Source organism: Pseudomonas hunanensis (genome assembly GCF_013393325.1).
Taxonomy (GTDB): Bacteria; Pseudomonadota; Gammaproteobacteria; order Pseudomonadales; family Pseudomonadaceae; genus Aquipseudomonas; species Aquipseudomonas putida_P.
Genome location: NZ_QJRC01000095.1, coordinates 351664 through 378471 on the forward strand (window position 1 = coordinate 351664; position 26808 = coordinate 378471).

The window sequence follows — 26808 nt, forward strand, 5'->3', positions numbered from 1 at the left end:
TCCTAAGCTGAGCCGGTGCCGACACGCAAAGAGGACGCGCAATGACCCAGCCCGACCCGTCATACGTCAAATGGCTCGAAGACCGCGCCATGCTCAAGGCCTCTTAGGCGCGCGCCAGCCTGTATTCAGGCCAGTCACGCCTGTGGCAACAACCCTATGCCGAAGCCCAGCCCCGGCGCGCCACCGAAATCGCCTCGGTGTGGCTGACCGTCTACCCTGACGCCATCATCGCCCCCGAGGGTTGCTCGGTGCTGGGTGCCCTGGCCCACGAAGCGCTGTGGAAGCGCCTGTCGGAAATCGGCGTACAGGGCCTGCACACCGGCCCGATCAAGCGCTCCGGGGGTATCCGCGGCCGCGAACTCACCCCCAGCGTGGATGGCAATTTCGACCGCATCAGTTTCGACATCGACCCGCTGTACGGCAGCGAGCAGGAGTTGATCCAGATGAGCCGCATGGCCGCCGCGCACAATGCCGTGACCATTGACGACCTGATCCCCTCGCACACCGGCAAGGGGGCCGACTTCCGCCTCGCCGAGCTTGCCCACGGCCCCTACCCTGGGCTGTACCACATGGTCGAGGTGCGCGAAGAAGACTGGCCGCTGCTGCCCGAGGTGCCCGTCGGCCGCGACGCGGTCAACCTGCTGCCAGCTCAGTGCGACGAGCTCAAGGCCCGCCACTACATCGTCGGCCAGTTGCAACGGGTCATTTTCTTCGAGCCGGGCGTCAAGGAAACCGACTGGAGCGCCACGCCACCGGTCACAGGCGTCGACGGCAAGACCCGGCGCTGGGTGTACCTGCACTACTTCAAGGAAGGCCAACCGTCGCTGAACTGGCTGGACCCGACCTTCGCCGCCCAGCAGATGATCATTGGCGACGCGCTGCACGCCCTGGATTGCCTGGGTGCGCGCGGCTTGCGCCTGGACGCCAACGGCTTTCTCGGCGTGGAAACGCGCGCCAGCGGCACCGCCTGGTCGGAAAGCCATCCGCTGTCGATCGTCGGCAATCAGTTGATCGGCGGCATGATCCGCAAGGCCGGTGGTTTCAGCTTCCAGGAGCTCAACCTGACCCTTGATGACATTGCGCAGATGTCCAAGGGCGGTGCCGACCTGTCCTACGATTTCATTACCCGGCCGGCCTATCAGCATGCGCTGTTGACCGGCGACACCGCGTTCCTGCGCCTGATGCTCAAAGAAATGCATGCCTTCGGCATCGACCCGGCCTCGCTGATCCATGCCCTGCAGAACCACGACGAGCTGACGGTGGAACTGGTGCACTTCTGGACCCTGCATGCCCACGACATGTACCTGTACAAAGGCCAGACCCTGCCTGGCAGCATCCTGCGCGAACACATCCGCGAAGAGATCTACGAACGGCTGTCGGGCGAACATGCGCCCTACAACCTGCGTTTCGTCACCAATGGCATCGCCTGCACCACCGCCAGCCTGATCGCTGCCGCACTGGGCATTCGCGACCTCGAGCAGATTGGCACGGCTGACATCGAACTGATCCAGAAGGTGCACCTGCTGCTGGTCATGTACAACGCCATGCAGCCCGGGGTGGTCGCATTGTCTGGCTGGGACTTGGTCGGCGCCCTGCCCTTGCCCGCCGAAGCCGTGGCCGAGCGCATGCTCGATGGCGATACCCGCTGGATTCACCGGGGCGGCTATGACCTTGCCGGGCTTGACCCGCAAGCCGAGGCGTCAGTGCGTGGCATGCCGCGTGCACGGGCACTGTACGGCAGCCTCGACAGCCAGCTGGAAGCGGTTGATTCGTTTGCCTGCAAAGTGAAGAAACTGCTAGCGGTACGCCAGGCCTATGGCATTGCCACCAGCCGTCAGGTGCTGGTACCCGAGGTCATCAGCCCGGGGCTGCTGGTGATGGTGCATGAGCTGCCAGCCGGGCGCGGCATCCAGATCAGTGCGTTGAACTTTGGCCATGAAACGATTGCCGAGGAGCTGCTGTTGGACGGGTTCACGCCTGGGCCGGTGGTGGACATGATCAACGAAACGGTCGAAGGCGACTTGAGCGAAGATGGGCGGTTGATGGTGAACCTGGACCCGTACGAGGCGCTGTGCCTGCGCATCGTCAACAGTAGCGGACATGTGTAATTGGCGATGAAAACACCCACCCGATCAATCAAATCGTAATATCGAATGGCCATATTGGGCGCCCCTGAACACTCACCCATGGTCGCCCAATGCATTTCACGCCCAACCGCCTGGCCCTGTGCATCGCCCTGGCCTGTGCTGCCTTCGCCCCCAGCGCCTTTGCCAAGGATTACCTGATCGACCGCGCCAGCACCGACACCCTGGAGCTGAAAAAGTCCGACACCTTGATAGTGACGGCCAGTGGCAGCATCGTGGCCAGTGACGACGACGGCGTGATTTTGCCCAAGCACACCAGTGGTGCAACGGTGAGCGTCGATAACGCCGGCATCATCCGCTCAACCGATGGCCGTGGCATTGACAGCAAGGGCGACGGCGAAGACCTCAGCCACTTCGTCATCACCAACCACGCCGGGGGGCTGATCCAAGGCAGCAACGACGGCTTGCGCTTGCAGACCAACCCTGCCGCCGGCGGTAGCCTGAGCATCATCAACGCGGGCACCATCGCGTCCACCGTCGACGGCCAGGCCATCGACCTCGAAACGCTGAACAATCCAGCGTTCACCACCACCCTGGAGAACCAGGCCACAGGCGTGATCCACGCCGTAGGCAACGACGCGATCAAGACCGGCTCCAACGCCACGATCACCAACTACGGGCTGATCTACACCGACACCGCGCCACAGGACAAGAACGGCCTTGACCAGAAGTGGGACGGCATCAAGATCGGCACTTCTACCGGGGTCACCGTGTACAACCACGGCACCATCAGCGCCGACCGCCACGGCGTCGACCTGAAGACCGATGCCACGCTGTACAACTACGAGGGCGCCAGCGTTACCGGGCGCAACGGTTCGGGTTTCGGCTCCGACGGCAGCGGCACGGTGTACAACTGGGGCACCATCACCGGTGCCATCGCCGACGGCAAGATCAATGGCGACGGCGATGGCGTCGATATCGACAACATCGGCCATGTATACAACGCCGGCACCATCCAGGGTTTGGGCGCCAAGGGCGTCGACAGTGGTGGCCGGCCAAATGGCAGCGAAGGCATTGCCATGGGCGGTGGCAGCATCGTCAATACCACCAGTGGGGTCATTCGCAGTGTCGACAACGGCATCCTGGTCGATGACGGCGCCGAAGGTGCCGGTGTGGCCGCGACCACTATCAGCAACGCCGGACGCATCGAGGGCGAAGGCGGCTTTGGCATCAAGCTGATCGGCGAGTACGACGACAGCGTGATCAACAGCGGGACTATCAGCGGTGGCAACGGCCTTGCGCTGAGCATGGGTGCCGGCAACGACAGCCTCACCGTGCTGACTGGTGGCACGTTCAACGGCCTGGTCGATGGCGGTGTTGGCATCGACAGCCTGACCCTGAACGGCACTGGCAACTTCGGCAACAGCGCCAACTTCGAAACCTTGAAGGTCAGCGGCGGCAGTTGGACCCTGACCAGCCTCGAAGACTTCAGCCAAGGTGGCGTGGTGAACTCGGGCGCCACGCTGATCAATCAGGGCAGCATCCTCGGCTCGATGTTGATTGAAAAAGGCGCCACGTATGCCGGTGGCGGGTCGGTCGGCGGGCTGCAAGTGAACGGCACCCTGCTCACCAACACCGGCCTGGGCGTCGCCGCCGTTGCGGGCGATCTGAGCTTTGGCCAGGGTTCAAGCCTGGTGTATGGCGTCAACGCTGACGGCAGCAGTGCACCGATCCATGTCAGCGGTACTGCCAACCTCGATGGCGCCACGTTGCATGTGCAGCCAAGCGCCGGCGAATACCCGTGGCAGAGCCACTACACCGTGCTGACCGCCGGTGCCGTGAACGGCACCTTCACCCAAGTCAGCAGCGACTATGCCTTCCTCACCCCTACCCTGCGCTACAACAACACCTCGGTAGGTCTGGACTACACCCGCAACGACGTAGCCTTCGAGCACTATGCACCGTCCGCCAACGCGGCTGTCGCCGCGCGCAGCCTGGCCAGCCTCGGGCAGAACAGCAACCTGTACAACGCCGTGCTCGGTACCACCGCAGCCGGTGCCGGCAATGCCATCGAGCAGCTGTCCGGCAGCAATACCGCCAACCTCGCGGCCGCCACCCTGGCTGGCGCGTCGCAGGTCGGCAGCAGCATGCTCGGCGCGATGCAGGCAATGGGCAGCGCTGGCGGCCTGCTGGTTGGCCTGAACGACAGCGACGGCCCGGCGCTGGCCGCCACCGGCGTGCCGCGTGAAGCGCGCAACCTCAACGACCCGACTGCCCAGGGGCGCGTCTGGACACAGGCGCTGGGCAGCTACGGCAAGGTCGATGGCAGCCATGGCGCCAGCACACTGGAGCAGCGTACCGGCGGTGGTGTGCTGGGCGTCGACTGGGCGTTGGCTGGTGACTGGCGCGTGGGCCTGCTGGGTGGCTACTCGCACACCCGCCTGGACGCCACTGGCCTGGATGGCACGGTGCGCAGCTGGCACGCTGGCGTCTACGCCCAGCATCAGAGCGGCCCACTGGCCGTGCGCCTGGGTGCGGCGTACAGCAGCCACGACGGCGACAGCAAGCGCGACGTGGCGTTTGCCGGTTTCAAAGAGCGCCTCAAGGGTGACTACGACGCCGACAGTCAGCAGGCCTTCATCGAGCTGGGTTACGCCATGGGCAGCGGTCGCCTGAGCGCCGAGCCGTTCGCCAACCTCGGCTACCAGCGCTACCACCGCGACAATTACCGGGAACAAGGCGGCGATGCGGCGCTGGCCGTGGACGCCGATACCCAGGACAACGTCAGCAGCACCTTCGGTGTGCGCCTGGCGCACCTGGGGCAGTTGGACAACGGCATGAGCCTGACGCCACGGGCGACCCTGGGCTGGCGGCACACTTACGGCAGCATCGATACCCGCACGCGGCAGGCGTTTATCGCAGGGGGTGATGCGTTCAGTGTCGAAGGCAGTGCGATCGACCGCGACAGCTTGCTGGTCGAGGCCGGGCTGGACCTGGGGCTGAGTGCGCGGCAAAGCGTAGGCATCGGGTATAGCGGTGAACTGGGCAGCAACAGCCGTAACCATGCGGTGGTTGGGCAGTGGCAGTTGAAATTCTGATTTCAGAGTACGGTCACTGCGTACGGCAGTGGCCTTGCCCACTATTCGTACAGTCAACATTGCGCTTGAGAATTTCTGGTTTTGGTTTGTCTGCACAGTGTCCGTGACCTAATGTGATGGCAGTCGCCAGGCCATCTACCCCCTCAAAAGTCGGCATTGCTGAGCGCCCCAGTGAGAGAAAATCGGTACGCGAAGATTTTCCCCTGGCAACAAGCGCTCGATAAACCAGTAATTCGATGGAGCTGAATACAGGCACATGTACACACTGACTGCAATGTACAGCGTACCAGGCGTGACTTGGCAACAATTACCATGCGAGCAACCCGCTTCGTGCATGAGCGGTTGCCGTACTGCGAACAACGATAATTGTGTCTGCCAGCAAATGCGCGAGGCACTCGACCGCTATGCGGGCTTGTTCGCCAAGCTGCTCACGCCGCAGGTGTCACTATGGGGCATGCGCTGGGGTGAGCCCTACCATGTGGACTTTGTTACACGGAGCAGAACGGCAAGCTATTTCACCCTGTTGCCCATCAGCAATAGATTGATAAGCGGCACGGCAGTGGTACCAAATTATGAAACCTGCACATTGGAACCGACTTACAACACGCTCACATTCAGGGACTTAGACCTCGACATCTGGGCGCAATCCTTCATGTCCGCATTCGACGATTTCCTCGCCTTGATGACCAACGGCGCACCCACCGCGTTCGACGATACCGTCTATCAGCGGCTTGTAACGTTGAAGGAAACCCTTGCCAAAGTGCTTGCCACAGGTGTCGCTCCGGTTTTCGCCATGCAGTCAGACGGCGACCTGAGCGCCGCACGGGATCAGTTTGAGCAGCATGTGCAAACGTCGTTCTCAAATGCGTATCTGCATGCCTCGATTGTACAAATACCAGCCGCTGTCAGCACGCCGGTTCCATTGCGAGCTGAATCGAGCGTCCCGCGTTTCATAGGTACACTCATGGAGTTTGGCTATACGCACTCGCATGGAAATCGTTGTGTACTGGGTCACCAGGCTGGTCCCCAGTTCACAACGATGTCCATGCTTGAAGTACCAATGCCTAGGCGGGAATTCCCTCATCAACCGTCGCTGTTGAGTCAACGAGCAAAACTGTCCCACGAGGCGCGTGTCCAGGCCTCTGCCTGCACAGCGCTGCAGTGGAATTATGAGGCGCAAGTGGAGTTGCCCGCACACGGTGCTCAAGACCAGCTGTGGGTAAGACTGGCCTACAACAAGCCAATCGATGAGCCGCTACAGGATTGCGACTCAACTGACATGGGTGATCACCAGGAAATGTTTGCCGCGCTTGCGTCATTCAATGTTGCCTGGCCGGTCTTGTGGCCACAGATGCAGGCATTGCAACAAGAGGCATCAGAACGGCATACCGATGGTCCCGCAAAGCAACGGGTAACTACTGCATTGCTGAATCAGTTTGAACACGTCATCCAAACATGGGCTAACTGGCGTTGGCCCACATGCGCAACTGTGCCGAGTGCGTCAACGGCTCCTCCTCCCGCTGATCAGGCAAGCGCTCTGTATGTTTTGGATTTCGCGTGCGCCTCCAATGGGCGCAAGACGCTGCGCCTGTTCGCTCAAAGCTCACAAGTGGAGGCAGGGTGTGGTCTTTCGAAGATGGGCTGGCCAACCATCAATGGCCAACACCCCTGCGGCGTAGCGTTTGCAGGTGAAGTAGCGGCACTCAATAACGACTCATGCTGGTATGTGGCACAGTACGATGATCAAGCGCTTTCAGCGATGGACGAGCCTTCCTTCGAATTCGTCTGGGCGAATATCGATATCGGAACATACCAGAGTGCTTGCTCGACCTGGTGGATTGTGCGAAACGCGAATCTTGAAGGTTCTGCGGGGGCGCGGACCAACTCAGCCTTGGTCTATCAGTCGCCGGCATCTGCTTTCAGCGCTCCCGTTGTGCCAAATATCATCCTACCAAGCCGCCAGTTCGCCTGCGATGGCAACTTGTTCACTGCTATCGAGCTTGCCTTGACGCCGTTCGCCAATGCAAGCCGTGCACGGCCCCGGGAATGTTGCCTCAGTATAGCCATGGGTTTGCGCTCTCAGATTACCGCCCCCAGTGCTGCTGCATTGGACGCTTGGTGCGAGGTTCCGATTCTGCTGGTAGACAATGTGAGTATTGCGAACGGTGACTCTGAAACTATCGCCGACAACGCCCACTCTTTCGCCACGCTGGTCGAGCAATTGGCGGATGGATTCATGCAGTGGTTCAATCACACGACCCCATCCTCAAAAAGCGCAATCTTAAAACTAGACGTCACGCTGTATTTCAACCTGAACGAAGTGTGGTTGCCAATTGCATCCGCGCCTGAACTACTTATCAGCATTCCTGCGGATGGAACGTTGTCCCGCCGAGGGGCTGGTTCTTACGCATGACTGCACGGAGGGAAGCCAGGCGGGTGTTTTTACGAATTGGCAGGAGAAAAGCAAGGTCGTGCAAAGCCTTGCATTTACAGCGCTACGGGCATAGCGTTCGGGTGTTTTCTTTTCCGCGCCCAGGAGCAACTCCATGTACACCGGCATCGTCCAGGCCGTCCGCCCTCTGCTTGATGTGACCACCTACCCGGGCCACAACCAGTTCACCATCGACCTCACCCCAGAACTGCTCGAAGCGCTGAAGATCGGCGCCAGCGTCAGCGTCGAAGGCACTTGCCTGTCGGTCACCGAAATCGACGGCAGCCAGGTCAGGTTCGACGCCATGACCGCTACCCTCGAACGCACCAACCTGCGTAACTTCAAGGCCGGCCAAGGGGTGAACATCGAACGTTCAGCGAAGATGAACGCCGAAGTTGGCGGCCACCTGATGGCTGGCCACATCGCCACCACTGCCGAAATCGTCGAGCTGTCGATCAAGGAAACCGGCGCCTTCATCAAGTTCCGCATGCCGCCGGAATGGGGCAAGTACGTGTTTGCGCGTGGTTTCATCGGGGTCAATGGCTGCAGCCTGACCGTCGCTGATGTGGAGGACAACGTCATCACCATCAACCTGATCCCGGAAACCCTGCGTCAGACCACCTTCGCCAGCTACAAGGCCGGCGAGCTGCTAAACATCGAGGTCGACCACCAGACCATGGTGCTGGTCGATGTGGTGGAGCGCACCATCAAAGGCACCCTGGCCCGCGAAAAACAGCTGCCTTGAGGCCTGCACATGCTGCCTAACGCCCTCACCGCGCGCACGGCCAAGCGTTTACGCCTGCAAGTACTGCGTGGCCGCGTCGGCCTCGGCCTGGTCGCCGCGCTGTCGGTGCTGGCCGGCATGACCGATGCCATTGGCCTGTTGGCACTGGGCGACTTCGTGTCGTTCATGAGTGGCAACACCACACGCCTGGCAGTGGCCATCAGTGAGGCAGATCTGGCCCTGGTGCTGCGCCTGAGTGGCGCAGTGCTGGGTTTTGTCGCGGGCAATGCATTGGGCGTGCTGATGGCGCGTGGCTTGGGCCGTCGGGCCTGGCCGGTGCTGCTGGTGGTTGCCGCACTGCTGGCGTTCGCGGCAGCGTGGCCATTGCCAGCCACCTTTCCGGCGCTGTTGGCCGCAACGCTGGCCATGGGCATGATCAATGCTGTGGTCGAACAGGTGAATGGCCTGCCCATCGGCCTGACCTACGTGACCGGCGCCCTGTCGCGTTTCGGCCGTGGCCTGGGGCGCTGGCTGCTGGGTGAGCGGCGCAACGGCTGGCGGGTGCAGCTGGTGCCTTGGGCCGGCATGCTGCTGGGGGCTGCGCTCGGCGCCTGGTTGCAACAACACCTGGGCCTGCAGGCCTTGGCCGGCAGTTGCGCGCTGGCCTGCATGCTGGCCCTGGTGTCGCGGTTCATCCCGCGCGCCTGGCAGCGTGGCTACATGCCGCGCTGATCATTCGATGCGCGGGTGCTGCTGGGCCAGCGTCTCGCGCTTGGCTTCCAGTTCGGCGATTTGCGCATCGATGTCCTCGATCTTCTGCTCGATGTTGTCGTGGTGCTCCTGCAGCAGCTCACGCGCTTCCTCGATGTCCGATGCCGCCGGTGCCGCGCCGCGCAGCGGCTTGTTGGCGGTTTCCTTCATGGTCAGGCCGGTCAGCAGGCCAATGGCGGCGATTACCATCAGGTAGTAGGCCGGCATGTAGAGGTCGCCGGTACTCTCCACCAGCCAGGCAGCGAGGGTCGGAGTAAGCCCGGCTATCAGCACCGAAATGTTGAATGCAGCGGCCAGGGCGCTGTAGCGGATGTGCGTAGGGAACATCGCTGGCAACGTGGAGGCCATCACGCCGATGAAAAAGTTCAGCAGCACAGCAATGATCAGCAGCCCGGCGAAAATCACCCCCAGCACGCCGCTGTTGATCAACATGAATGCCGGAATGGCCAGGGCGAACAGGCCAACACTGCCAACGATGATGAATGGCCGACGGCCAAACTTGTCGCTGAGCAGGCCGATCATCGGCTGCACGAACAGCATGCCGACCATGATCGCGATGATGATCAGCACACCATGGTCTTCGCTGTAGTGCAGGTTGTGCGACAGGTAGCTGGGCATGTAGGTGAGCAGCATGTAGTAGGTGACGTTGGTGGCGATTACCACACCAATGCAGGTCACCAGGCTGCGCCAGTGCTGGGTAGCCACCTCCTTGAACGACACCTTGGGCCCAGAAGCCAGGCCTTCACGGTCGCCCTGCTCCAGCTTGTCGACATGCTGCTGAAACGCGGGTGTCTCTTCCAGCGCATGGCGCAGGTAAAGGCCGATGATGCCCAGCGGCAGGGCCAGGAAGAACGGCAGCCGCCAGCCCCATTCAAGGAACTTCTCTTCACCGAGAATGGTGGATATCAGCACCACCACTCCAGCACCTAGCACAAACCCGGCAATCGAGCCGAAGTCCAGCCAGCTACCGAGAAAACCGCGCTTGCGGTCAGGGGCGTATTCGGCAACGAAGATCGAGGCACCGGTGTACTCGCCCCCCACTGAAAAACCCTGGGCCATCTTGGCCAGCAACAACAGTATCGGCGCCCAGATGCCGATGCTGGCGTAGGACGGTATAAGGCCGATGGCGAAGGTGCTGAGCGACATGATCACGATGGTCGCAGCGAGGATTTTCTGCCGCCCGAACTTGTCGCCCAAGGCGCCGAAGAACAACCCGCCCAATGGCCGGATCAGGAACGGCACCGAGAAGGTGGCCAGGGCCGCGATCATCTGCACGCTGGGGTCGGCATTGGGGAAGAACACCTTGCCCAGGGCGTAGGCGACGAAGCCGTACACGCCAAAGTCGAACCAATCCATGGCGTTACCCAGCGCAGCGGCGGTGATCGCCTTCTTCATCTTGGCGTCGTCGACGATGGTGATGTCCTTCAGGCCGATTGGCTGGACGCTTTTCTTGCGAGGTTTCATACCCGTATCCCTGTCGATGAATGCTCTAAGGGATCAGATACAACGGGACACTAAATAATTCAGCGCTTACTGATTTTTTGTGCATTGGCATAAAAAAGCCGCTGCAATAGCAGCGGCATTTGTTTGCTGAAGGCTGGGCTTCAGATACCTTCGCGGGCCAGGTCCATGGCGAAGTAAGTCAGGATCAAGTCGGCACCGGCACGCTTGATCGCGCCGATGCTTTCACGCACCACCCGGCCTTCATCGATGGCGCCGGCCAGGCCGCCAAACTTGATCATCGCGTACTCGCCACTCACCTGGTACGCCGCCAGCGGCAGGCGCGAGGCTGCGCGAATGTCGGCGATCACGTCAAGGTAGGCACCGGCCGGCTTGACCATCAGCACATCCGCACCTTCCTGCTCGTCGAGCAGCGACTCGCGCACCGCTTCGCGGCGGTTCATCGGGTTCATCTGGTAGCTCTTGCGGTCACCTTTCAGCGCAGTGCCGCCGGCCTCGCGGAACGGGCCATACAGCGACGAGGCGAACTTGGTCGAGTAGGCCATGATCGCAGTGTCGTGGAAACCGGCACCATCCAGCGCGCTGCGGATAGCCTGTACCTGGCCGTCCATCGCCGCCGACGGGGCGATAAAGTCGGCACCCGCCGCCGCCGCGATGACCGCCTGCTTGCCCAGGTTGGCCAGGGTGGCGTCGTTGTCCACACCGTGGTCATGCAGCACACCGCAGTGGCCGTGGCTGGTGTATTCGCAGAAGCAGGTGTCGGACATCACCACCATTTCCGGCACGGTGTCCTTGCAGATGCGCGACATGCGCGCGACCAGGCCGTTTTCGTTCCAGGTGTCGCTACCGGTGGCGTCCAGGTGGTGCGAGACGCCAAAGGTCATCACCGACTTGATACCGGCACGGGCATAGCGCTCGATTTCCTGGGCCAGCAGCTTCTCGGGGATGCGGTTGACACCGGGCATGCTGGTGATCGGCACGAAATCATCGATACCCTCCTCGACGAAGATCGGCAGGATCAGGTCTTCCAGGCGGAACTCGGTTTCCTGGAAGATCGTGCGCAGGGACTCGTTCTGGCGCAGGCGGCGGGGACGAACGGACGGGAATTGGTTGGACATGACAGCTCCAGGGCATTTTGAACGGCGTATACCTTATGCCTGTCGCGCGCCAGTGAAAAGGCCAAATGACGAGATTATGTCTTGCGTCAATGGCAAGGGCTGCTTCGGTCGTGTGCGCTCATGCGCCGGCCTCTTCGCGGGCGAGCCCGCGAAGAGGCCGGTGAGTCAAGCGGTTACTGCAGCCAGGGCGGCGTCGGCTCCTCTGCCTTGGCCGGCCCATGCTCCGCCTCGGCGCGCGCCGCACGACGGCGGGCGTCATCCATCCGGGCGGCGTCGATCTCCCGCATTACCCCGGTCACGTCAGCCTCGTGCTCGTCATCCTCGAACACCCCAGTCAGCGGGCTGTCAGGGAGCAATTTGCCGGCCTCGTACAACGCCCACATTTCCTGCGCATAGCGGGTGCTTTTCAGCTCCGGGGCAAAGCGCCCGAAATAATGGGCCATGTTGTCCACGTCGCGCTGCAGCATGCTGAAGGCATGGTTGTTGGCCGCCGCATCCACTGCCTGCGGCAAGTCGATGATCACCGGCCCGTCCGGGCCAAGCAGCACGTTGAACTCGGACAGGTCGCCATGCACCAGCCCGGCACACAGCATCAGCACGATCTGACGAATGACAAAGGCATGGAATACGCGGGCATCTTCGGCTTCAAGGTGCACATCGTTCAGGCGCGGGGCCGCATCGCCATCGGCATCGGTCACCAGTTCCATCAACAGCACGCCGTCCTGGAAGTCGTAGGGCTTGGGTACCCTTACACCAGCGCCGGCCAAACGGAACAGCGCCGCCACTTCAGCGTTCTGCCAGGCATCTTCGGCTTCTTTACGGCCGAACTTGCTGCCCTTGGCCATCGCGCGTGCCTGGCGGCTGTTACGCACCTTGCGGCCTTCCTGGTACTCGGCGGCCTGGCGGAAACTGCGCTTGTTGGCTTCTTTGTAAACCTTGGCGCAGCGCACCTGGCTGCCGCAGCGCACCACATACACAGCGGCTTCCTTGCCACTCATCAACGGCCGTAGTACTTCGTCGACCAGGCCGTCTTCGATCAGGGGTTCGATTCTTTTAGGTGTCTTCATCAGGCTGCGTTCAGGGTCCTGGCTTTGTTGGCGGACATCCTCTCACAGCCTGATGCGACTTGCTCGTCTGTCTTCAGGCCGGACGCATCAGGCGCCCTGCCCTACGCCCCCCACCACCACCGCGCGCGCCCGGCGCCGGGTCACCAGCAGCCCCGAACACACCACCAGCACCGCCAGCACCATGGTCGACACCACTTCCAGGCGGTGATCCGGCCGGAACAGCATCAGTACCAGTACGCCGCTGATGAACAGGATCACGCCCCAGGTCAGCCACGGGAACAACCACATGCGGTAGCCCAACGTCTTACCCTGTGCAGTCAGGCGCTGGCGCAGACGCAGCTGGGAAATGGCGATGACCAGGTACACCAGCAGGGCAATGGCGCCGGAACTTGCCATGAGGAAGCCGAACACCTTGGCCGGTACCAGGTAGTTGGCGATCACCGCCAGAAATGCAGCACCCGTGGACAACAGCACCGCCACCACCGGCGTACCACTGCGGCTGGTTACCTGGGCACAGGCCGGGGCGTCACCGCGCCGGCTCAGGGAATAAACCATGCGTGAGGCGGTGTACAGCGACGAGTTGAGGCAGCTGGTCACCGACGTCAGCACCACGAAATCGATGATGGCCTTGGCATTAGCCACGCCAAGTGTATCCAGCACCGTGACATAAGAACCTTCGGTAGCCAAGCGAGGGTCGGTCCACGGTACCAGTGCGATCACGATGAAGATCGACAGGATGTAGAACAGGGTAATCCGCCAGATCACCGAATTGGTGGCCTTGGAAATATGCTTGCCCGCCTCGTCGGATTCGGCGGCGGCAATGGTCACCACCTCGGCCCCGAGGAACGAGAACATGGTGATCAGCATCGCGCTCAGCACCGCACCAAAGCCGTTGGGCATGAAGCCGCCGGTATCCCAAAGGCGCGAAACGCCGCTGACGCCGGACCCCGGCAACAGGCCGAAAATAGCGCAAACGCCAAGGGCAATGAAGCTGACGATGGCCACCACCTTGACCAGTGCCAGCCAGAATTCGAACTCGCCGTAGTTCTTCACGCTGAACAGGTTGGTGGCGGTCAGCAGCAAGGTGATCACCAACGACAAGACCCAGATCTCCATCTGCGGGACCCAGGAGTTGATGATGGTAGCGGCGATATTGGCCTCGATCGGGATGATCAGCACCCAGAACCACCAATACAGCCAACCGATGGTGTAGCCGGCCCATTTGCCGATGGCGAGGTCGGCGTAAGTCGAGAACGAGCCGGTATCCGGCGAGGCAACCGCCATTTCGGCCAGCATCCGCATTACCAATACCACCAGCCCGCCTGCCAGGATATAGGCCAGGATGGTGGCCGGGCCTGCTTCGGCGATGGCGCGGCCAGAACCGACAAACAGGCCGGCGCCGATCACGCCGGCAATGGACAGCATGGTCACATGCCGTGATTTCAATCCATGACTCAAATTGTTCTTGTGGGTTTGCATGGCGCTACCTTGTTGTTTTTGTCATGCCCACGCTGGGGCCGCCGGCTGCACGTCACCGACGCAGGCGCGAAAAAGCCCGCCCTGCCCTAAATGGTGAGTAGGGCAGTTCGGGTTGAGTAAAACGAAACCGCAAGAGGTGCTACGGCGGTGTCAGCTAGCCGCCCGCTGGTTGGCAGCCAGGTCTGCTTTGGGGAAGCTGCCGCCCTGCAGGCTGACCTGCTCGCAAACTTTCTCGACGATGTAGGCGCCGATCGGGATAGCCGAGGTGGCAGCTGGCGACGGTGCGTTGCACACGTTGACGCTGCGCGCGGTGTTGACGAACAGGAAGTCGTCGATCAGCTTGCCATCACGCGATACTGCCTGGGCACGCACACCAGCCGGATAAGGCGTGAGGTCGGCCTTGGTGATGCTCGGGCAGTATTTCTGTACTTGCTTGAGGTACCCGCCCTTGAACAGCGAGTTCTTCATCTCGATCAGGCCCGGGCGGAAGTTCTTCGCCAGCACCTTGAGGATGCCAGGGGTGGTCAGGGTCTGGAACAAGTCACTGGGGCTGACGTCGGTCTTGCGGTAGCCCTCGCGTTTCATCGCCAGTACAGCATTGGGGCCAACGGTGACGGTGCCGTCGATCATGCGGGTCAAGTGCACACCCAGGAAAGGCATCGACGGGTCGGGGATCGGGTAGATCAGGTGGTTGACGATCTGGTTGTGCTGTTTGGGCAGCAGGTAGTACTCGCCACGGAACGGGCAGATTACGAACTCGGTGCGCAGGCCCAGCATGCTCACCACTCGGTCGGCCATCAGGCCCGAGCAAGTCACCAGGAAACGGCTGCGGAACTCGTCGCGCTGAGTGCGCACGATCACTTCACTGGCCTGCTCCTGCAGGCCGACCACCTCGGCGCCATAGCGGATTTCACCACCAGCACGTTGGAATTCGGCGCCCATGGCAGCAGTGACTTCAGCGTAATTGACGATGCCACTGGACGGCACGAAGATGCCACCCATGCCAACGATGTTGGGCTCGCGCTCGCGCAATTCGTCAGCCGACAGCCAGTAGCGTTCCAGGCCATTGGCCGCAGTACGCTCCCACAGCGCCTTCATGCGCTGCATTTCCAGGTCGTTCGTGGCTACCAGCAGCTTGCCGCACTCATCGAAGCGGATGCCGTGCTGGGTGCAGAAGGCTTTGGTGGCCTTGTTGCCTTCCAGGCAGAAGCGCGCCTTGAGGCTGCCGGGGGTGTAATACACACCGGCGTGGATCACGCCGCTGTTGTGGCCGGTCTGGTGGCGGGCCGGGCCAGACTCTTTCTCCAGCAGGAGAATCTTTGCGTCCGGGTAGACCTTGATCAGGTGCATGGCCGTGGACATGCCCACAATGCCACCGCCAATAATGATGAAATCGTACACAGCCTTACCTCACACGCAGGCATTGCCTGGCTTGCTCACCGAGGCCCGCGCGGGCCCAGGTGGCATCGTTTTGTGCAAAGACGCGTGGGCGGGCGCCCGCCCCGCGCCCTGTCATTATTGCCCGCGCTGGTACAGCGGTTTAGGGAAAGCGACGTAACCACGCTGGCGCATCAGTTCGCGGCGCAGCCCCTCGTGCGGGGTGAAGCGGTCGCGGCCATGCAGCCAGAACAGGTTGTTGATCAGCAGGAAGCTGCCCACCCCCACCGGTACCGAAACCTTCTTCTCGCTGCCTTCCAACGAATCGGACAAGGCGTTCAGCCAGATGCCTTCCTCGTAGTTTTCCGGCTGCACGAACTGGTCAATGTAGCGCATGGTCGGGCGGCCTTCGGCATCGGTGTCGAATACCGAGTGGAACACATCTTCGGCCACCTTCTTGCTCGGCGGTGCGGTCCAACGCATCTCGCGGCGTGCCATCGGGTGACGGAAGAATTCGTCGCACTGCTCCCAGTCGTCCAGGTGCAGCAGCAGCGAGTTGCCGCCTTCCATGTTCTTTTCGTCGATTTTCAGCATCAGCACGTAGTCGGTGATCTGGTTCACGAACGTGCCGTCGTTGTGCAGTTCCATGACCCGGTGCGGCTGGCGCAGGTAGCTGTCGGAGTTATCGCTGTTGACCACCACGAAGCGCGCGTAGAACTGGCCACTCATGGCGTCGTAGTTGGAACGGCCGATCAGGTGTGCACAGGCGGTGGTGAACTTGACCATGTCCTCGGCCTGGCTCACGTCGTCCAGGCCGACAGGGGTAATCAGCATGCCGCCGCTGGCGCGGTCGAGGATGGTGTTGAGCAACACCGGGCGCAAGGTGCCCTGGCACAACTCGTCAAGGATTTCGCCTACACGAAAACGCAGGAACGACTTGTACTCCAGTGCCTGTACCGGCCATTGGGCAACCGCCTGCACGAACGCTTCGACGGTTTCCCGGGCAAAGGTCAGTTCCAGCAGGCGCGGCGACTGTTTCGAGGGGGCAATGGTATAGCCCTGCGGTTCGAGCGGCAGCGGCATGACAAGTTCGTCGATCTGCGTAAAGGCGTTCATGGCAGTGTCCTGGCAAAAAAAGTTGTGTGGCGCTGTCCGGTAGTGACCTGGAGCAGTGCGGGCGAGGTAAAAATATCGCTACAAACTCAAAATGTCTACATTTTTATCATTCAGCGACATTAGACTTTTTTGTCCATTGTTTTTCGTCGGCAGAGGGTTTCGGTATGATCGGCAAAACGTTTTGAGGAACAGGATCTTGGAAGCGCTCGCCCCCCGACAAAACTCAGCATTCAGCGGGTATGAGAGGCTCAAGAAGGACATCATCCGCGGCGTGTTCAAACCCGGTGAAAAACTGTTGATGAGCGCCCTCAAGGAACGCTACGACCTGGGCGTGGGCCCGCTGCGCGAAGCACTGTCACAACTGGTGGCAGAGCACCTGGTCAACGCGATAAGCCAGAAAGGCTACCGGGTGGCGCCCATGTCGCTGGACGAGATGAACGACATCTATGATGCCCGCGCCAACCTGGAAGCGATGATCATCGCCCTGGCCATCGAACGCGGCGACGACGCCTGGGAGGCCTCGGTGCTGGCCCACTCGCACACCCTGGCCAAAGTGGTGGAGGTGAAAACCCGTGAACAGCGCCTGGACGTGTGGGACGAACGGCACAAGGCGTTCCATACCGCCATCGCCTCGGGCTGCGGCTCCAAGCACCTGCTGCAAGCGCGCACCTACCTGTTCGACCAGGCCGAACGCTACCGCCATCTGTGGCTGACGCAGACGGTGTTTTCCGAGCAGGCGCTGGAGCTCAAGCGCCAGGAGCATGCAGCGCTGGTCGAGGTGATTCTCGCCCGTGATGCCAAGCGCGCCAGCGCCATGATGCGCTCGCACCTGATGACCCCGGTGCCGATCATTGCGCAGATCATGCATGCTGAAGGTATCGGCGCACGCTAGATGAATTTTTCTTAAATCGCCGGTTGTCTATTCTTTGGCACAATCAAATCTCTATTAGATGCCCAGGAACCAGCATGCCTCGCGTACTGACCATCGAAGACGACGCCGTCACCGGCCAGGAAATCGTCGCCGAACTTACCAGCCACGGCCTGGAGGTGGATTGGGCCGACAACGGCCGTGAGGGCCTGGCCAAGGCCATTGCCGGCGGCTACGACCTGATCACCCTGGACCGCATGCTGCCCGAGGTCGATGGCCTGACCATCGTCACCACCCTGCGCAGCCTCAAGATCGCCACGCCGATCCTGATGATCAGCGCCCTCTCCGACGTCGATGAGCGGGTGCGCGGCCTGCGTGCCGGCGGTGACGACTACCTGACCAAACCGTTCGCCTCCGACGAGATGGCCGCGCGGGTCGAGGTGTTGCTGCGCCGCAACAGCGTGCCCATGACCCAGACCCGCCTGCAGGTCGCCGACCTGCAACTGGACCTGATCAGCCACGAAGCGCGTCGCGGTGACAACACGCTGAACCTGCTGCCCACCGAGTACAAGCTACTGGAATACCTGATGCGCCACAGCGGCCAGGTAATCACGCGGATGATGATTTTCGAGGAAGTCTGGGGCTACCACTTCGACCCGGGCACCAACCTGATCGACGTGCACATCGGCCGCCTGCGCAAGAAAATCGACTCCCCCGGCCAATCGCCGCTGATCCGTACGGTACGGGGCTCCGGCTATGCCATTGCTGAACCCGTCTAAAGGCTGGAGTTCCTCGACCAGCCGCCTGCTGGCGCTGTACAGCTTTCTGTTCGTGGCCTGGAGCAGCATCCTCATGGGGGTGCTGTACTTCGAGGTGTCCAGCTACCTGAACAAACTCACCCGCCACTCCATGCTGCAGCGTCAGCACCTGTTCGCGCACATGAGCGGCAAACAACTGGACGACGCCCTGATCGCCAGCCAGGCCTTCGAGGAGCGCAGCTTCGATGCCTATGGCTTGTTCGACACCCAGCTCAACCCGATTGGCGGCAGTGTGCGAGCCTTGCCCCCGGAGCTCAGGCTGGACGGCAAGATCCATGAATTGAAACGCTGCCTGGATGCCGACGACCCACACCTGCCCCGCGACAGCTGCGATGCGGTAGCGATCAAGGTACAGGATGGCCGCTGGTTGGTACTGTTCCGCGACAACGGCTCACTGTTCGTGGTTACCCGGATCATTCTCGATGCCCTGCTCTGGGGTATCTCCTTGACGCTGATCCCAGGCTTTGCCGGCTGGTATTTGTTGCGCCGCCGCCCGCTGAAGCGTATCCGTGCGATCCAGGCCCAGGCCGAGCTTATCGTCGCGGGTGACCTGACTCACCGCCTGCCCTTGTCAGCCAGGCGCGACGAACTGGACATGCTGGCCGCCATCGTCAATGCCATGCTCGACCGCATCGAGCGGTTGATGCACGAGGTCAAAGGCGTGTGCGACAACATTGCCCATGACCTGCGCACCCCGCTGACCCGCCTGCGCGCCCAGCTTTACCGCATTCGCCAGCAAAGCGACGTGGATTCCGCGCAAGCCGAGGCGCTGGACCAGGCCATTGGCGAAACCGACACCTTGATGGCGCGCTTTCGTGGGTTGCTGCGCATCAGCGAGCTGGAAGACCGCCAGCGCCGGGCTGGTTTCGTCCAGCTGGACCCTCATGAACTGCTGGTCGAACTGCACGACTTTTACCTGCCATTGGCCGAGGATGGCGGCATTCATCTGGAATTGCACCAGCCCGCACAGCTGCCGGCTCTGCACGGTGACCGCGAACTGCTGTTCGAGGCGCTGGCCAATCTGGTAGGCAATGCGATCAAGTTTACGCCCGAGGGTGGGCAGGTGCGGATTTTCGCGACACAGGACGATACCGGCGTGCACCTGGCCATCGAGGACAGCGGGCCGGGCATTCCCGAAGAAGAGCGTACTGCGGTGCTGAAGCGGTTCTACCGCAGTGATGAAGGCCACCGCCATGCCGGGTTCGGGCTGGGGTTGTCGATCGTTGCGGCGATCGTCGACCTGCATGGGTTCGGGCTGGAGATTGGAGAGAGCGAGCTGGGTGGGGCCAGGTTAGTGCTGCACTGCCCGCTCGCGGGGCTGGCCAAGTAAAAGCGGGGCCGCTTTGCGGCCCCTATACGCCGATCAGTCAGCCAGACGCCAGGTAGTCGCGCCCTTGCTGTCTTCCAGCACTACGCCCATGGCGGTGAGCTGGTCGCGAATACGGTCCGACTCTGCCCAGTTCTTGTCCGTACGCGCCTGCAGACGCGCCTGGATCAGGCCTTCCACCTCGGCAGCATCGACCTTGCCTTCGGCACCCGCACGCAGGAAGTCATCGGCTTCCAGCTGCAGCACACCCAGCACATCACCCAGCTCGCGCAGGCGACCAGCCAGGCCGGCAGCCGCTTCCAGGTCGCTGTCGCGCAGGCGGTTGATCTCGCGAACCAGGTCGAACAGCACAGCGCAGGCTTCAGGGGTGCCGAAGTCGTCGTTCATCGCCACGCTGAAGCGCTCGACGAACGCTTCGCCACCCTTGGCCGCCACCCGTGGCAGGCCGCGCAGGGCGTGGTAGAAGCGCTCCAGCGCGCCCTTGGCATCACGCAAGCTGTCTTCCGAGTAGTTGATCGCGCTGCGGTAGTGGCTGGCCACCAGCAGGTAGCGCACCACTTCCGGGTGATACTTTTCGAGCACGTCACGGATGGTGAAGAAGTTGTTCAACGACTTGGACATCTTCTCGCCATTGATACGGATCATGCCGCAGTGCATCCAGGCGTTGGCGTACTGCTTGCCAGTGGCCGCCTCGCTCTGGGCAATCTCGTTCTCGTGGTGCGGGAACTCCAAGTCGCTGCCGCCACCGTGAATGTCGAAGCTCTCACCCAGGCAGCAGGTGGACATCACCGAGCACTCGATGTGCCAGCCCGGACGACCTGGGCCCCATGGCGACTCCCAGCTCGGCTCGCCCGGCTTGACGCCTTTCCACAGCACGAAGTCCAGCGGGTCCTGCTTGGCTTCGTCGACCTCGATGCGTGCGCCGATGCGCAGGTCTTCGATTTTCTTGCGCGACAGCTTGCCATAGCCGACGAACTTGCCGACGCGGTAGTACACGTCGCCATTGCCCGGGGCGTAGGCGTAACCCTTGTCGATCAGGGTCTGGATCATCGCGTGCATGCCGGCGATATGGTCGGTGGCACGCGGCTCCTGGTCCGGCGGCAGGATGTTCAGGCGACGCTCGTCTTCGTGCATCGCGTCGATCATGCGGGCGGTGAGCGCGTCGAAGGTTTCGCCGTTCTCGTTGGCCCGATTGATGATCTTGTCATCGATGTCGGTGATGTTGCGCACGTAGGTCAGGTCATAGCCGCTCTTGCGCAGCCAGCGGGTGACCAGGTCGAAGGCCACCATGCTGCGACCATGGCCCAGGTGGCAGTAGTCGTACACGGTCATGCCGCACACGTACATGCGCACCTTGTTGCCATCCAGCGGCTTGAAGGTTTCCTTCGCTTTGCTCAGGGTGTTGTAAATGGTAAGCACGGTGGTTCCTCAGCTGCCCCAGGAGTCACGCAGGGTGACAGTGCGGTTGAACACCGGGCGGCCCGGCTGGCTGTCTTTCAGGTCGGCGCAGAAGTAGCCTTCGCGCTCGAACTGGAAGCGGTCCTCGGGCTGCGCCTGCGCCAGCGACGGCTCGGCACGGCAACCGCTGAGCACTTGCAGCGAACCAGGGTTGATATTGTCCAGGAAGCTGCCGCCCTCCTCGGTCTTTTCCGGGTTCGGCGAGCGGAACAGGCGGTCGTACAGGCGCACTTCGCACTCGACGCTGCCCTCGGCCGGCACCCAGTGGATCACGCCTTTGACCTTGCGGCCTTCAGGGTTCTTGCCCAGGGTGTCCGGGTCGTACGAGCAACGCAGCTCGACGATGTTGCCGTCGGCATCCTTGATGGCTTCGTCGGCGCGGATCACGTAGCTGCCACGCAGGCGCACTTCACCAGCCGGTTCCAGGCGCTTGTAGCCCTTCGGCGGCTCTTCCATGAAGTCGTCGCGGTCAATGTACAGCTCGCGGGAGAACGGCAGCACGCGCACACCCATGTCTTCCTTCGGGTGACGTGGCAGCTCAAGCTGCTCGACCTGGCCTTCGGGGTAGTTGGTGACGACCACTTTCAGCGGGCGCAGCACGCACATGGCGCGCGGTGCGGTGCGGTCCAGGTCGTCACGGATGCTGAACTCCAGCATCGACATGTCGACCACGCCGTCGGAACGGTTGGTGCCGATCATTTCGCAGAAATTGCGGATCGAGGCCGGGGTGTAGCCACGGCGACGGAAGCCCGACAGGGTCGACATGCGTGGGTCGTCCCAGGCGTCGACGTGTTTCTCGTCCACCAACTGCTTGAGCTTGCGCTTGGAGGTGATGGTGTAGTTCAGGTTCAGGCGGCTGAACTCGTACTGGCGCGGATGTGCCGGCACCGGCAGGTTGTCGAGGAACCAGTCGTACAGCGGACGATGCCCTTCGAATTCCAGGGTGCAGATCGAGTGGGTAATGCCCTCGATGGCGTCCGACTGGCCGTGGGTAAAGTCGTAGTTGGGGTAGATGCACCATTTGTCACCGGTCTGGTGATGGTGGGCATGGCGGATGCGGTACAGGATCGGGTCACGCAGGTTCATGTTCGGCGAGGCCATGTCGATCTTGGCCCGCAGCACGCGCTCGCCGTCCTTGAACTCGCCGGCCTTCATGCGGGCGAACAGGTCGAGGTTTTCTTCCACGCTGCGCTCGCGGAACGGGCTGTTCTTGCCCGGCTCCTTGAGGTTGCCGCGGTATTCCTTGGCTTGCTCAGGGGTCAGGTCGCAGACGTAGGCCTTGCCCTGCTTGATCAGCTCGACCGCCCAGTCGTGCAACTGGTCGAAGTAGTCGGAGGCATAACGCACGTCGCCGGCCCAGTCGAAACCCAGCCACTTGACATCATTCTGGATGGCGTCGATGTACTCCTGGTCTTCCTTGGCCGGGTTGGTATCGTCGAAACGCAGGTGGCAGACGCCGCCGAATTCCTTTGCCAGGCCAAAGTTGACGCAGATCGACTTGGCGTGGCCGATGTGCAGATAACCATTGGGCTCCGGCGGGAAACGGGTGACGATGCTGCTGTGCTTGCCCGAGTCCAGGTCGGCCTGGATGATCGGCCGCAGGAAGTTCGCAGGGACAGCGGGGGCGCCTTTGGCAGCGGCGTTGGGCGCGTTGTCGGCAGTGGGCTTGCTCATAGGATCCTTGAATGCGTGTGTCCAGCCTGGGTAGGCCGATTGAATCAAAGGGCCTATCATAGCCGAAGCAGTCAAGCTGCTGACAGTCGGGCCCAAACAAACTGATGTGATTTATCACGGCTTTTTGCCGCAGCCTGGCAAAATGGCCAGTGCGCGCCATGTGTCGAGTTCGCCTGATCCTGCGTCAGGTGATAACCCGCGCACTGCGCACCCTAATTTCTGATTGCCTTGAAAGAGCGAGTTTCAGCATGTCCAAAGTCAAACTGAGCACCAACCACGGCGACATCGTCCTGCAGCTGGACGCCGAGAAAGCGCCTCTGACTACCGAAAACTTCGTTCAGTACGTCAAGGAAGGCCACTACGATGGCACCGTATTCCACCGTGTCATCAAGGGCTTCATGATCCAGGGCGGCGGCTTCGAGGCCGGCATGAGCCAGAAGAAAACCCGCGCCAGCATCCAGAACGAAGCCGACAACGGCCTGAAGAACAAGAAGTACAGCATCGCCATGGCCCGCACCATGGAGCCGCACTCCGCCTCGGCGCAGTTCTTCATCAACGCCTCCGACAACGACTTCCTCAACCACAGCGGCAAGAACGTGCAGGGCTGGGGCTACGCCGTGTTCGGCGAAGTGATCGAAGGCCGTGAAATTGTCGACGCTATCGAAAAAGTCGCCACCGGCTCCAAAGCGGGTCACCAGGACGTACCGAAAGACGACGTGATCATCGAGAAAGCCGAGATCATTGAGTGATACTGCTGATCTCCGATCTGCATCTGCAAGAAGAACGCCCGGATATTTCCCGGGCGTTTCTTGATCTGCTCGATGGCCGTGCCCGCCACGCCAAGGCGCTGTACATTCTTGGCGACTTTTTCGAAGCGTGGATCGGTGACGATGCCATGACGCCCTTCCAGCAGTCGATCTGCCAGGCGATGCGCCGGCTGAGCGACAGCGGCACGGCCATCTACCTGATGCACGGCAACCGTGATTTCCTGATTGGCCAGGCCTTCTGCGACGCCGCAGGCTGCACGCTACTGAGCGACCCCAGCGTGATCGAGCTGGGCGGTGAACAGGTGCTGCTGATGCATGGCGACACTTTGTGCACCCGCGACCTGGGTTACATGAAAATGCGCCGTTTGCTGCGCAACCCGCTGAGCTTGTGGATTTTGCGCCACCTGCCGTTGTCGTCCCGCTACAAGCTGGCGCGCAAGCTGCGCAGCGAAAGCCGCACGCAAACGCGGATGAAATCCACCGAAATTGTCGACGTCACGCCGGAGGAAGTACCGAAGGTGATGGCGGCGCATGGCGTGCGCACGCTGGTGCATGGCCATACCCACCGCCCGGCGATCCACAAGCTGATGGTCGATGGGCAGCCAGCACGGCGCATCGTGCTGGGCGACTGGGACCGCCGGGGTTGGGCCCTGCAGGTTGACGAGCAAGGGTTCCAGCTGGCGCCGTTCGAGTTTTCCTGACCCCGACACCAGCGGGTTGCCAGCACTGGCCACTTCGGGGGTGACCCGCGAAGTGGCCAGCATGCCTTACTGCTGCGCCATTGCCCCCTTGTCCCGCTCACTGATCACCAATTCCCGGTACTCAGGGTCCGCCTTGATCTGTGCCTCGGTAAACGGTATCAGCGCCAGTTGCTTGGCCGCGAAGGCCTTGGTCTGGTCACTGGCGTGCGCCGAAGCGGCCTCGCTGGACTGCGAGAACGCCAGCAGCCCACGCGCCTCTGGCCCTTTGTCGGTGAAGCTGACCAGTTGCAGGTAGCTGGTACCACTGACCACCAGCCGCTTGCCGTGCCCGTGCGGCACGCTGTAAATCGCGTTGTACACCCCCAGCGCCTGCGGGCCACCCGGTACCGGCGTGCCATCAAGCGCCTGCTGCACCTGCCCCCAACGCGCCTCCCCGGCCACGCCACTCTCACTTACCTGCTTGATCGACGCCAGTGCTGCATCGTGTACCAGCTTACGCACCGCGGCTTGCTCGACCGCAAGGCCGCGCGGGGTGTGCTGCGGGTCGGCCGGGTCGAACGCCACCCGCCAGCTTTCCGGGTGCTCGGCCAAGGCAGTGAACAGATTCTGGAAATGCACCAGGCCAATGCCACTGTCCAGGTCGGCCTTGCCGTTCCAGGCAGCCAGGCTGCTGCACACGGCCTGCACATCCGCGCTGGCACCCTTGCACCATTGCAGCAGGTCCGGCAGCACCAGGCTGGCCAGGTAGACCTCGTCATCGGTGACCATGCGCTGCAGCTCATCCACACCCAACCGGGCGGTGCCTTGCAAACGCTGCAGGGCAAAACGGCCACGCATGCCCAGCGGCTGGTCATTGCGGCTGACCAAGGGTGAGTAGCCGGTCAGCGGCTGTGCAGGGTTCGCCATCCAGGCCGGGTCGTTGGAGTTTTGCACGAAGTCTTCACGCTCGAGGCTCGGCAGCAAGCGGGCCGGGAAAATGCCCGGTTGCGCCGCCTGCGCGTCCACCTTCCACTGGCAGGCGCTACGCGAACCATCCAGCACCACCACGCGCCCTTGCGCCTGCGGGTTGCTGCAGGTATCCAGCAGTTGCTGGTCGACATAGGGCACGACCGACTGGTTCAGGTACAAAGCCCGCCCACCCTGGTCCACGGCCAGCGTGTTGACCCAAGGGATGCCTTGCAACTGCTCGACCGAACCCTTCAATGCCGCGAGGCTGTCGGCACGGTTGATCTGGTACCACTGCTGCAATACACGTGTGTTCTCAAGGTTGGCGTCACGCAAGCTGTAGGCCGCATGCACATCCCAGTCCAGGCGACCTGGCCATTGCACCACCGGGCCGAACTGAGAGCTGTAGACCTGCCGCGCTACCTGGCTCAGGCTGCCATCCTCGGCCTTGACCGCCACACGGATGGTTTGCCGGGCCAGCGGTAGCGACCTGCCATCGAGCAAGTAGCGCGTCGGGTCCTTGGGGTCGAGCTGCAGGCGGTAGAGGGTGAAGTGCTTAGAGGTGTCGACGGTGTGCGTCCACGCCAGGTGCTGGTTGAAACCGATGTTGATCATCGGCAGGCCCGGTAATGCTGCGCCCATCACGTCGAGCTGGCCTGGAATGGTCAGTTGCATCTGGTAAAAGCGCATGCCGCCCATCCACGGGAAGTGGGGGTTGGCCAGCAACAGGCCGCGGCCATTGGCCGAACGCTGCGCACCTACTGCCACAGCATTGCTGCCGCGCTCCGAGGCGAACCGCTCCTGCCGGGCCAGCGCAGCGGCAAAACCCGCTGAGGATGCCTGGCGGGTCAGTGCTGGAGGGTGTGCCCCCGCCAGCGCCTCGACGAACTGCCCGACACCGCCCTCGGCCAGCAACCGGCGGGTCAGTTTGACCAGGTCCTGGCTGCTGATAGGCCGCACCCACTCACCCTCGCCGCATTCGGCGGGCAGCCCTTGGCCACGGCGCTCGGCCAATGCCCGGTTGTAGCCGCTGGCATAACCCGCCAGCAGTGCCTGTACCGGCGCTGGCTGTGCCTGCAGGAACGCATCGACCGCCGCCGGGCTGTTGAGCCAGGTGAAAAACAGGTCGCTGGCCAGGTTGTCACGCTGCTCCAGGGTCTTGCCCTTGGCGCCGAAAAAGCGCGATCGCTCACCGCTCACGGTCAGCACTTCATTGGCCAGCAGGCACAGGTTGTCCTGGGCATAGACATAGCCAACGCCATAGCCCAGGCCGCGCTCATCCTTGGCCACGATATGCGGCACGCCAAAACTGGTGCGACGGATCTGGGCACTGGTATCGGCTACGGCGGGCTGCGCCTGTACGCCGATACTGAAGGCCACCAGGGCAGCGGCCAGGCCGGCGCACGTCATGGGACGGGAAAGTGGAAACACGGGCACTCCTCGGATTCGGGGGTCATCCCGATCAGACGAATGGCCAGATGAAAATTTTACGTATTACAAGGCGATGGAACGTCTTGATGAGGA

18 protein-coding genes and 1 pseudogene are annotated in these 26808 nt (G+C 62.0%); 10 read left to right on the forward strand and 9 right to left on the reverse strand.

Features of this window, described 5'->3' with window-relative positions; genetic code table 11:
* Nucleotides 1-41: 41 nt before the first annotated feature.
* The 5 genes and pseudogenes from treS (at nucleotide 42) to DM807_RS18400 (ending at nucleotide 9069) form a co-directional block, all read left to right on the forward strand.
* Nucleotides 42-2108 (forward strand): annotated as a pseudogene (treS, locus tag DM807_RS18380) (maltose alpha-D-glucosyltransferase).
* 89 nt (nucleotides 2109-2197) lie between these two features.
* Nucleotides 2198-5182: an autotransporter outer membrane beta-barrel domain-containing protein gene (locus DM807_RS18385; RefSeq protein WP_179027688.1), complete on the forward strand. Its 2985-nt coding sequence runs from the start codon at nucleotides 2198-2200 to the stop codon at nucleotides 5180-5182.
* A 256-nt stretch (nucleotides 5183-5438) separates the two neighbouring features.
* The gene (locus DM807_RS18390; RefSeq protein ID WP_179027689.1) at nucleotides 5439-7595 is read left to right on the forward strand and encodes a hypothetical protein; all 2157 of its coding nucleotides are present in this window, start codon (nucleotides 5439-5441) and stop codon (nucleotides 7593-7595) included.
* 133 nt (nucleotides 7596-7728) lie between these two features.
* Entirely contained in the window at nucleotides 7729-8358 is a 630-nt protein-coding gene (locus tag DM807_RS18395) for a riboflavin synthase (RefSeq protein WP_060493702.1), read from the forward strand.
* A gap of 9 nt (nucleotides 8359-8367) precedes the next feature.
* A complete protein-coding gene (locus tag DM807_RS18400; RefSeq protein WP_012272499.1) occupies nucleotides 8368-9069 on the forward strand; it encodes a YoaK family protein in 702 nt (233 codons plus the stop codon).
* On the opposite strand, the gene proP is transcribed toward DM807_RS18400, so the two are convergent.
* The 6 genes from proP to glaH all read right to left on the reverse strand — a co-directional run bounded on the left by proP (nucleotide 9070) and on the right by glaH (nucleotide 16726).
* A complete protein-coding gene (proP, locus tag DM807_RS18405) occupies nucleotides 9070-10572 on the reverse strand; it encodes a glycine betaine/L-proline transporter ProP (RefSeq protein WP_179027690.1) in 1503 nt (500 codons plus the stop codon).
* Between the two features lie 140 nt (nucleotides 10573-10712).
* Nucleotides 10713-11687 carry a porphobilinogen synthase gene (gene hemB / locus DM807_RS18410; RefSeq protein WP_012272501.1) on the reverse strand — a complete coding sequence of 325 codons (975 nt, stop codon included), beginning with the start codon at nucleotides 11685-11687 and terminating at the stop codon, nucleotides 10713-10715.
* 173 nt (nucleotides 11688-11860) lie between these two features.
* The gene (locus tag DM807_RS18415) at nucleotides 11861-12754 is read right to left on the reverse strand and encodes a PA4780 family RIO1-like protein kinase (RefSeq protein ID WP_012272502.1); all 894 of its coding nucleotides are present in this window, start codon (nucleotides 12752-12754) and stop codon (nucleotides 11861-11863) included.
* Between the two features lie 87 nt (nucleotides 12755-12841).
* On the reverse strand, nucleotides 12842-14233 hold the full coding sequence (gene gabP / locus DM807_RS18420) for a GABA permease (RefSeq protein ID WP_060493701.1): 1392 nt from the start codon (nucleotides 14231-14233) through the stop codon (nucleotides 12842-12844).
* A gap of 150 nt (nucleotides 14234-14383) precedes the next feature.
* Nucleotides 14384-15634 (reverse strand): L-2-hydroxyglutarate oxidase, encoded by a 1251-nt coding sequence (gene lhgO, locus DM807_RS18425; protein WP_012272504.1) that lies wholly within the window; start codon nucleotides 15632-15634, stop codon nucleotides 14384-14386.
* Between the two features lie 114 nt (nucleotides 15635-15748).
* Nucleotides 15749-16726 (reverse strand): glutarate dioxygenase GlaH, encoded by a 978-nt coding sequence (gene glaH, locus DM807_RS18430; protein ID WP_012272505.1) that lies wholly within the window; start codon nucleotides 16724-16726, stop codon nucleotides 15749-15751.
* Between the two features lie 196 nt (nucleotides 16727-16922).
* Between glaH and csiR the strand changes: the two genes are divergently transcribed.
* The 3 genes from csiR (at nucleotide 16923) to DM807_RS18445 (ending at nucleotide 19742) form a co-directional block, all read left to right on the forward strand.
* A complete protein-coding gene (gene csiR / locus DM807_RS18435; RefSeq protein WP_012272506.1) occupies nucleotides 16923-17618 on the forward strand; it encodes a DNA-binding transcriptional regulator CsiR in 696 nt (231 codons plus the stop codon).
* Nucleotides 17619-17692: 74 nt separating this feature from the next.
* The gene (locus tag DM807_RS18440; protein ID WP_012272507.1) at nucleotides 17693-18373 is read left to right on the forward strand and encodes a response regulator transcription factor; all 681 of its coding nucleotides are present in this window, start codon (nucleotides 17693-17695) and stop codon (nucleotides 18371-18373) included.
* Complete coding sequence (locus tag DM807_RS18445; RefSeq protein ID WP_012272508.1) at nucleotides 18351-19742, forward strand: sensor histidine kinase; 1392 nt, start codon at nucleotides 18351-18353, stop codon at nucleotides 19740-19742. The genes DM807_RS18440 and DM807_RS18445 overlap by 23 nt, the downstream gene beginning before the upstream one ends.
* A 33-nt stretch (nucleotides 19743-19775) precedes the next feature.
* Here the strand turns inward: DM807_RS18445 and cysS are convergent, their stop codons facing one another.
* A complete protein-coding gene (gene cysS / locus DM807_RS18450) occupies nucleotides 19776-21158 on the reverse strand; it encodes a cysteine--tRNA ligase (protein WP_060514113.1) in 1383 nt (460 codons plus the stop codon).
* Nucleotides 21159-21167: 9 nt separating this feature from the next.
* Entirely contained in the window at nucleotides 21168-22871 is a 1704-nt protein-coding gene (locus DM807_RS18455; RefSeq protein WP_179027691.1) for a glutamine--tRNA ligase/YqeY domain fusion protein, read from the reverse strand.
* A 248-nt stretch (nucleotides 22872-23119) separates the two neighbouring features.
* On the opposite strand from DM807_RS18455, the gene DM807_RS18460 reads away from it, so the two are divergent.
* Both DM807_RS18460 and DM807_RS18465 read left to right on the forward strand, forming a co-directional pair.
* Nucleotides 23120-23620, forward strand: a complete 501-nt coding sequence (locus tag DM807_RS18460) for a peptidylprolyl isomerase (RefSeq protein WP_012272511.1) — start codon at nucleotides 23120-23122, stop codon at nucleotides 23618-23620.
* The gene (locus tag DM807_RS18465) at nucleotides 23617-24339 is read left to right on the forward strand and encodes a UDP-2,3-diacylglucosamine diphosphatase (RefSeq protein WP_012272512.1); all 723 of its coding nucleotides are present in this window, start codon (nucleotides 23617-23619) and stop codon (nucleotides 24337-24339) included. The genes DM807_RS18460 and DM807_RS18465 overlap by 4 nt, the downstream gene beginning before the upstream one ends.
* A 66-nt stretch (nucleotides 24340-24405) precedes the next feature.
* On the opposite strand, the gene pvdQ is transcribed toward DM807_RS18465, so the two are convergent.
* Complete coding sequence (pvdQ, locus tag DM807_RS18470) at nucleotides 24406-26715, reverse strand: bifunctional acylase PvdQ (RefSeq protein WP_179027692.1); 2310 nt, start codon at nucleotides 26713-26715, stop codon at nucleotides 24406-24408.
* Between the last annotated feature and the right edge of the window lie 93 nt (nucleotides 26716-26808).

Coding starts and splice junctions, on each gene's coding strand:
- hemB (WP_012272501.1), bottom strand. CDS start 11,687: ATGTCCAACCAATTCCCGTCCGTTCGTCCCCGCCGCCTGCGCCAGAAC.
- DM807_RS18385 (WP_179027688.1), top strand. CDS start 2,198: ATGCATTTCACGCCCAACCGCCTGGCCCTGTGCATCGCCCTGGCCTGT.
- DM807_RS18455 (WP_179027691.1), bottom strand. CDS start 22,871: ATGAGCAAGCCCACTGCCGACAACGCGCCCAACGCCGCTGCCAAAGGC.
- DM807_RS18415 (WP_012272502.1), bottom strand. CDS start 12,754: ATGAAGACACCTAAAAGAATCGAACCCCTGATCGAAGACGGCCTGGTC.
- glaH (WP_012272505.1), bottom strand. CDS start 16,726: ATGAACGCCTTTACGCAGATCGACGAACTTGTCATGCCGCTGCCGCTC.
- DM807_RS18460 (WP_012272511.1), top strand. CDS start 23,120: ATGTCCAAAGTCAAACTGAGCACCAACCACGGCGACATCGTCCTGCAG.
- DM807_RS18445 (WP_012272508.1), top strand. CDS start 18,351: ATGCCATTGCTGAACCCGTCTAAAGGCTGGAGTTCCTCGACCAGCCGC.
- proP (WP_179027690.1), bottom strand. CDS start 10,572: ATGAAACCTCGCAAGAAAAGCGTCCAGCCAATCGGCCTGAAGGACATC.
- DM807_RS18400 (WP_012272499.1), top strand. CDS start 8,368: ATGCTGCCTAACGCCCTCACCGCGCGCACGGCCAAGCGTTTACGCCTG.
- DM807_RS18395 (WP_060493702.1), top strand. CDS start 7,729: ATGTACACCGGCATCGTCCAGGCCGTCCGCCCTCTGCTTGATGTGACC.
- DM807_RS18440 (WP_012272507.1), top strand. CDS start 17,693: ATGCCTCGCGTACTGACCATCGAAGACGACGCCGTCACCGGCCAGGAA.
- DM807_RS18390 (WP_179027689.1), top strand. CDS start 5,439: ATGTACACACTGACTGCAATGTACAGCGTACCAGGCGTGACTTGGCAA.
- gabP (WP_060493701.1), bottom strand. CDS start 14,233: ATGCAAACCCACAAGAACAATTTGAGTCATGGATTGAAATCACGGCAT.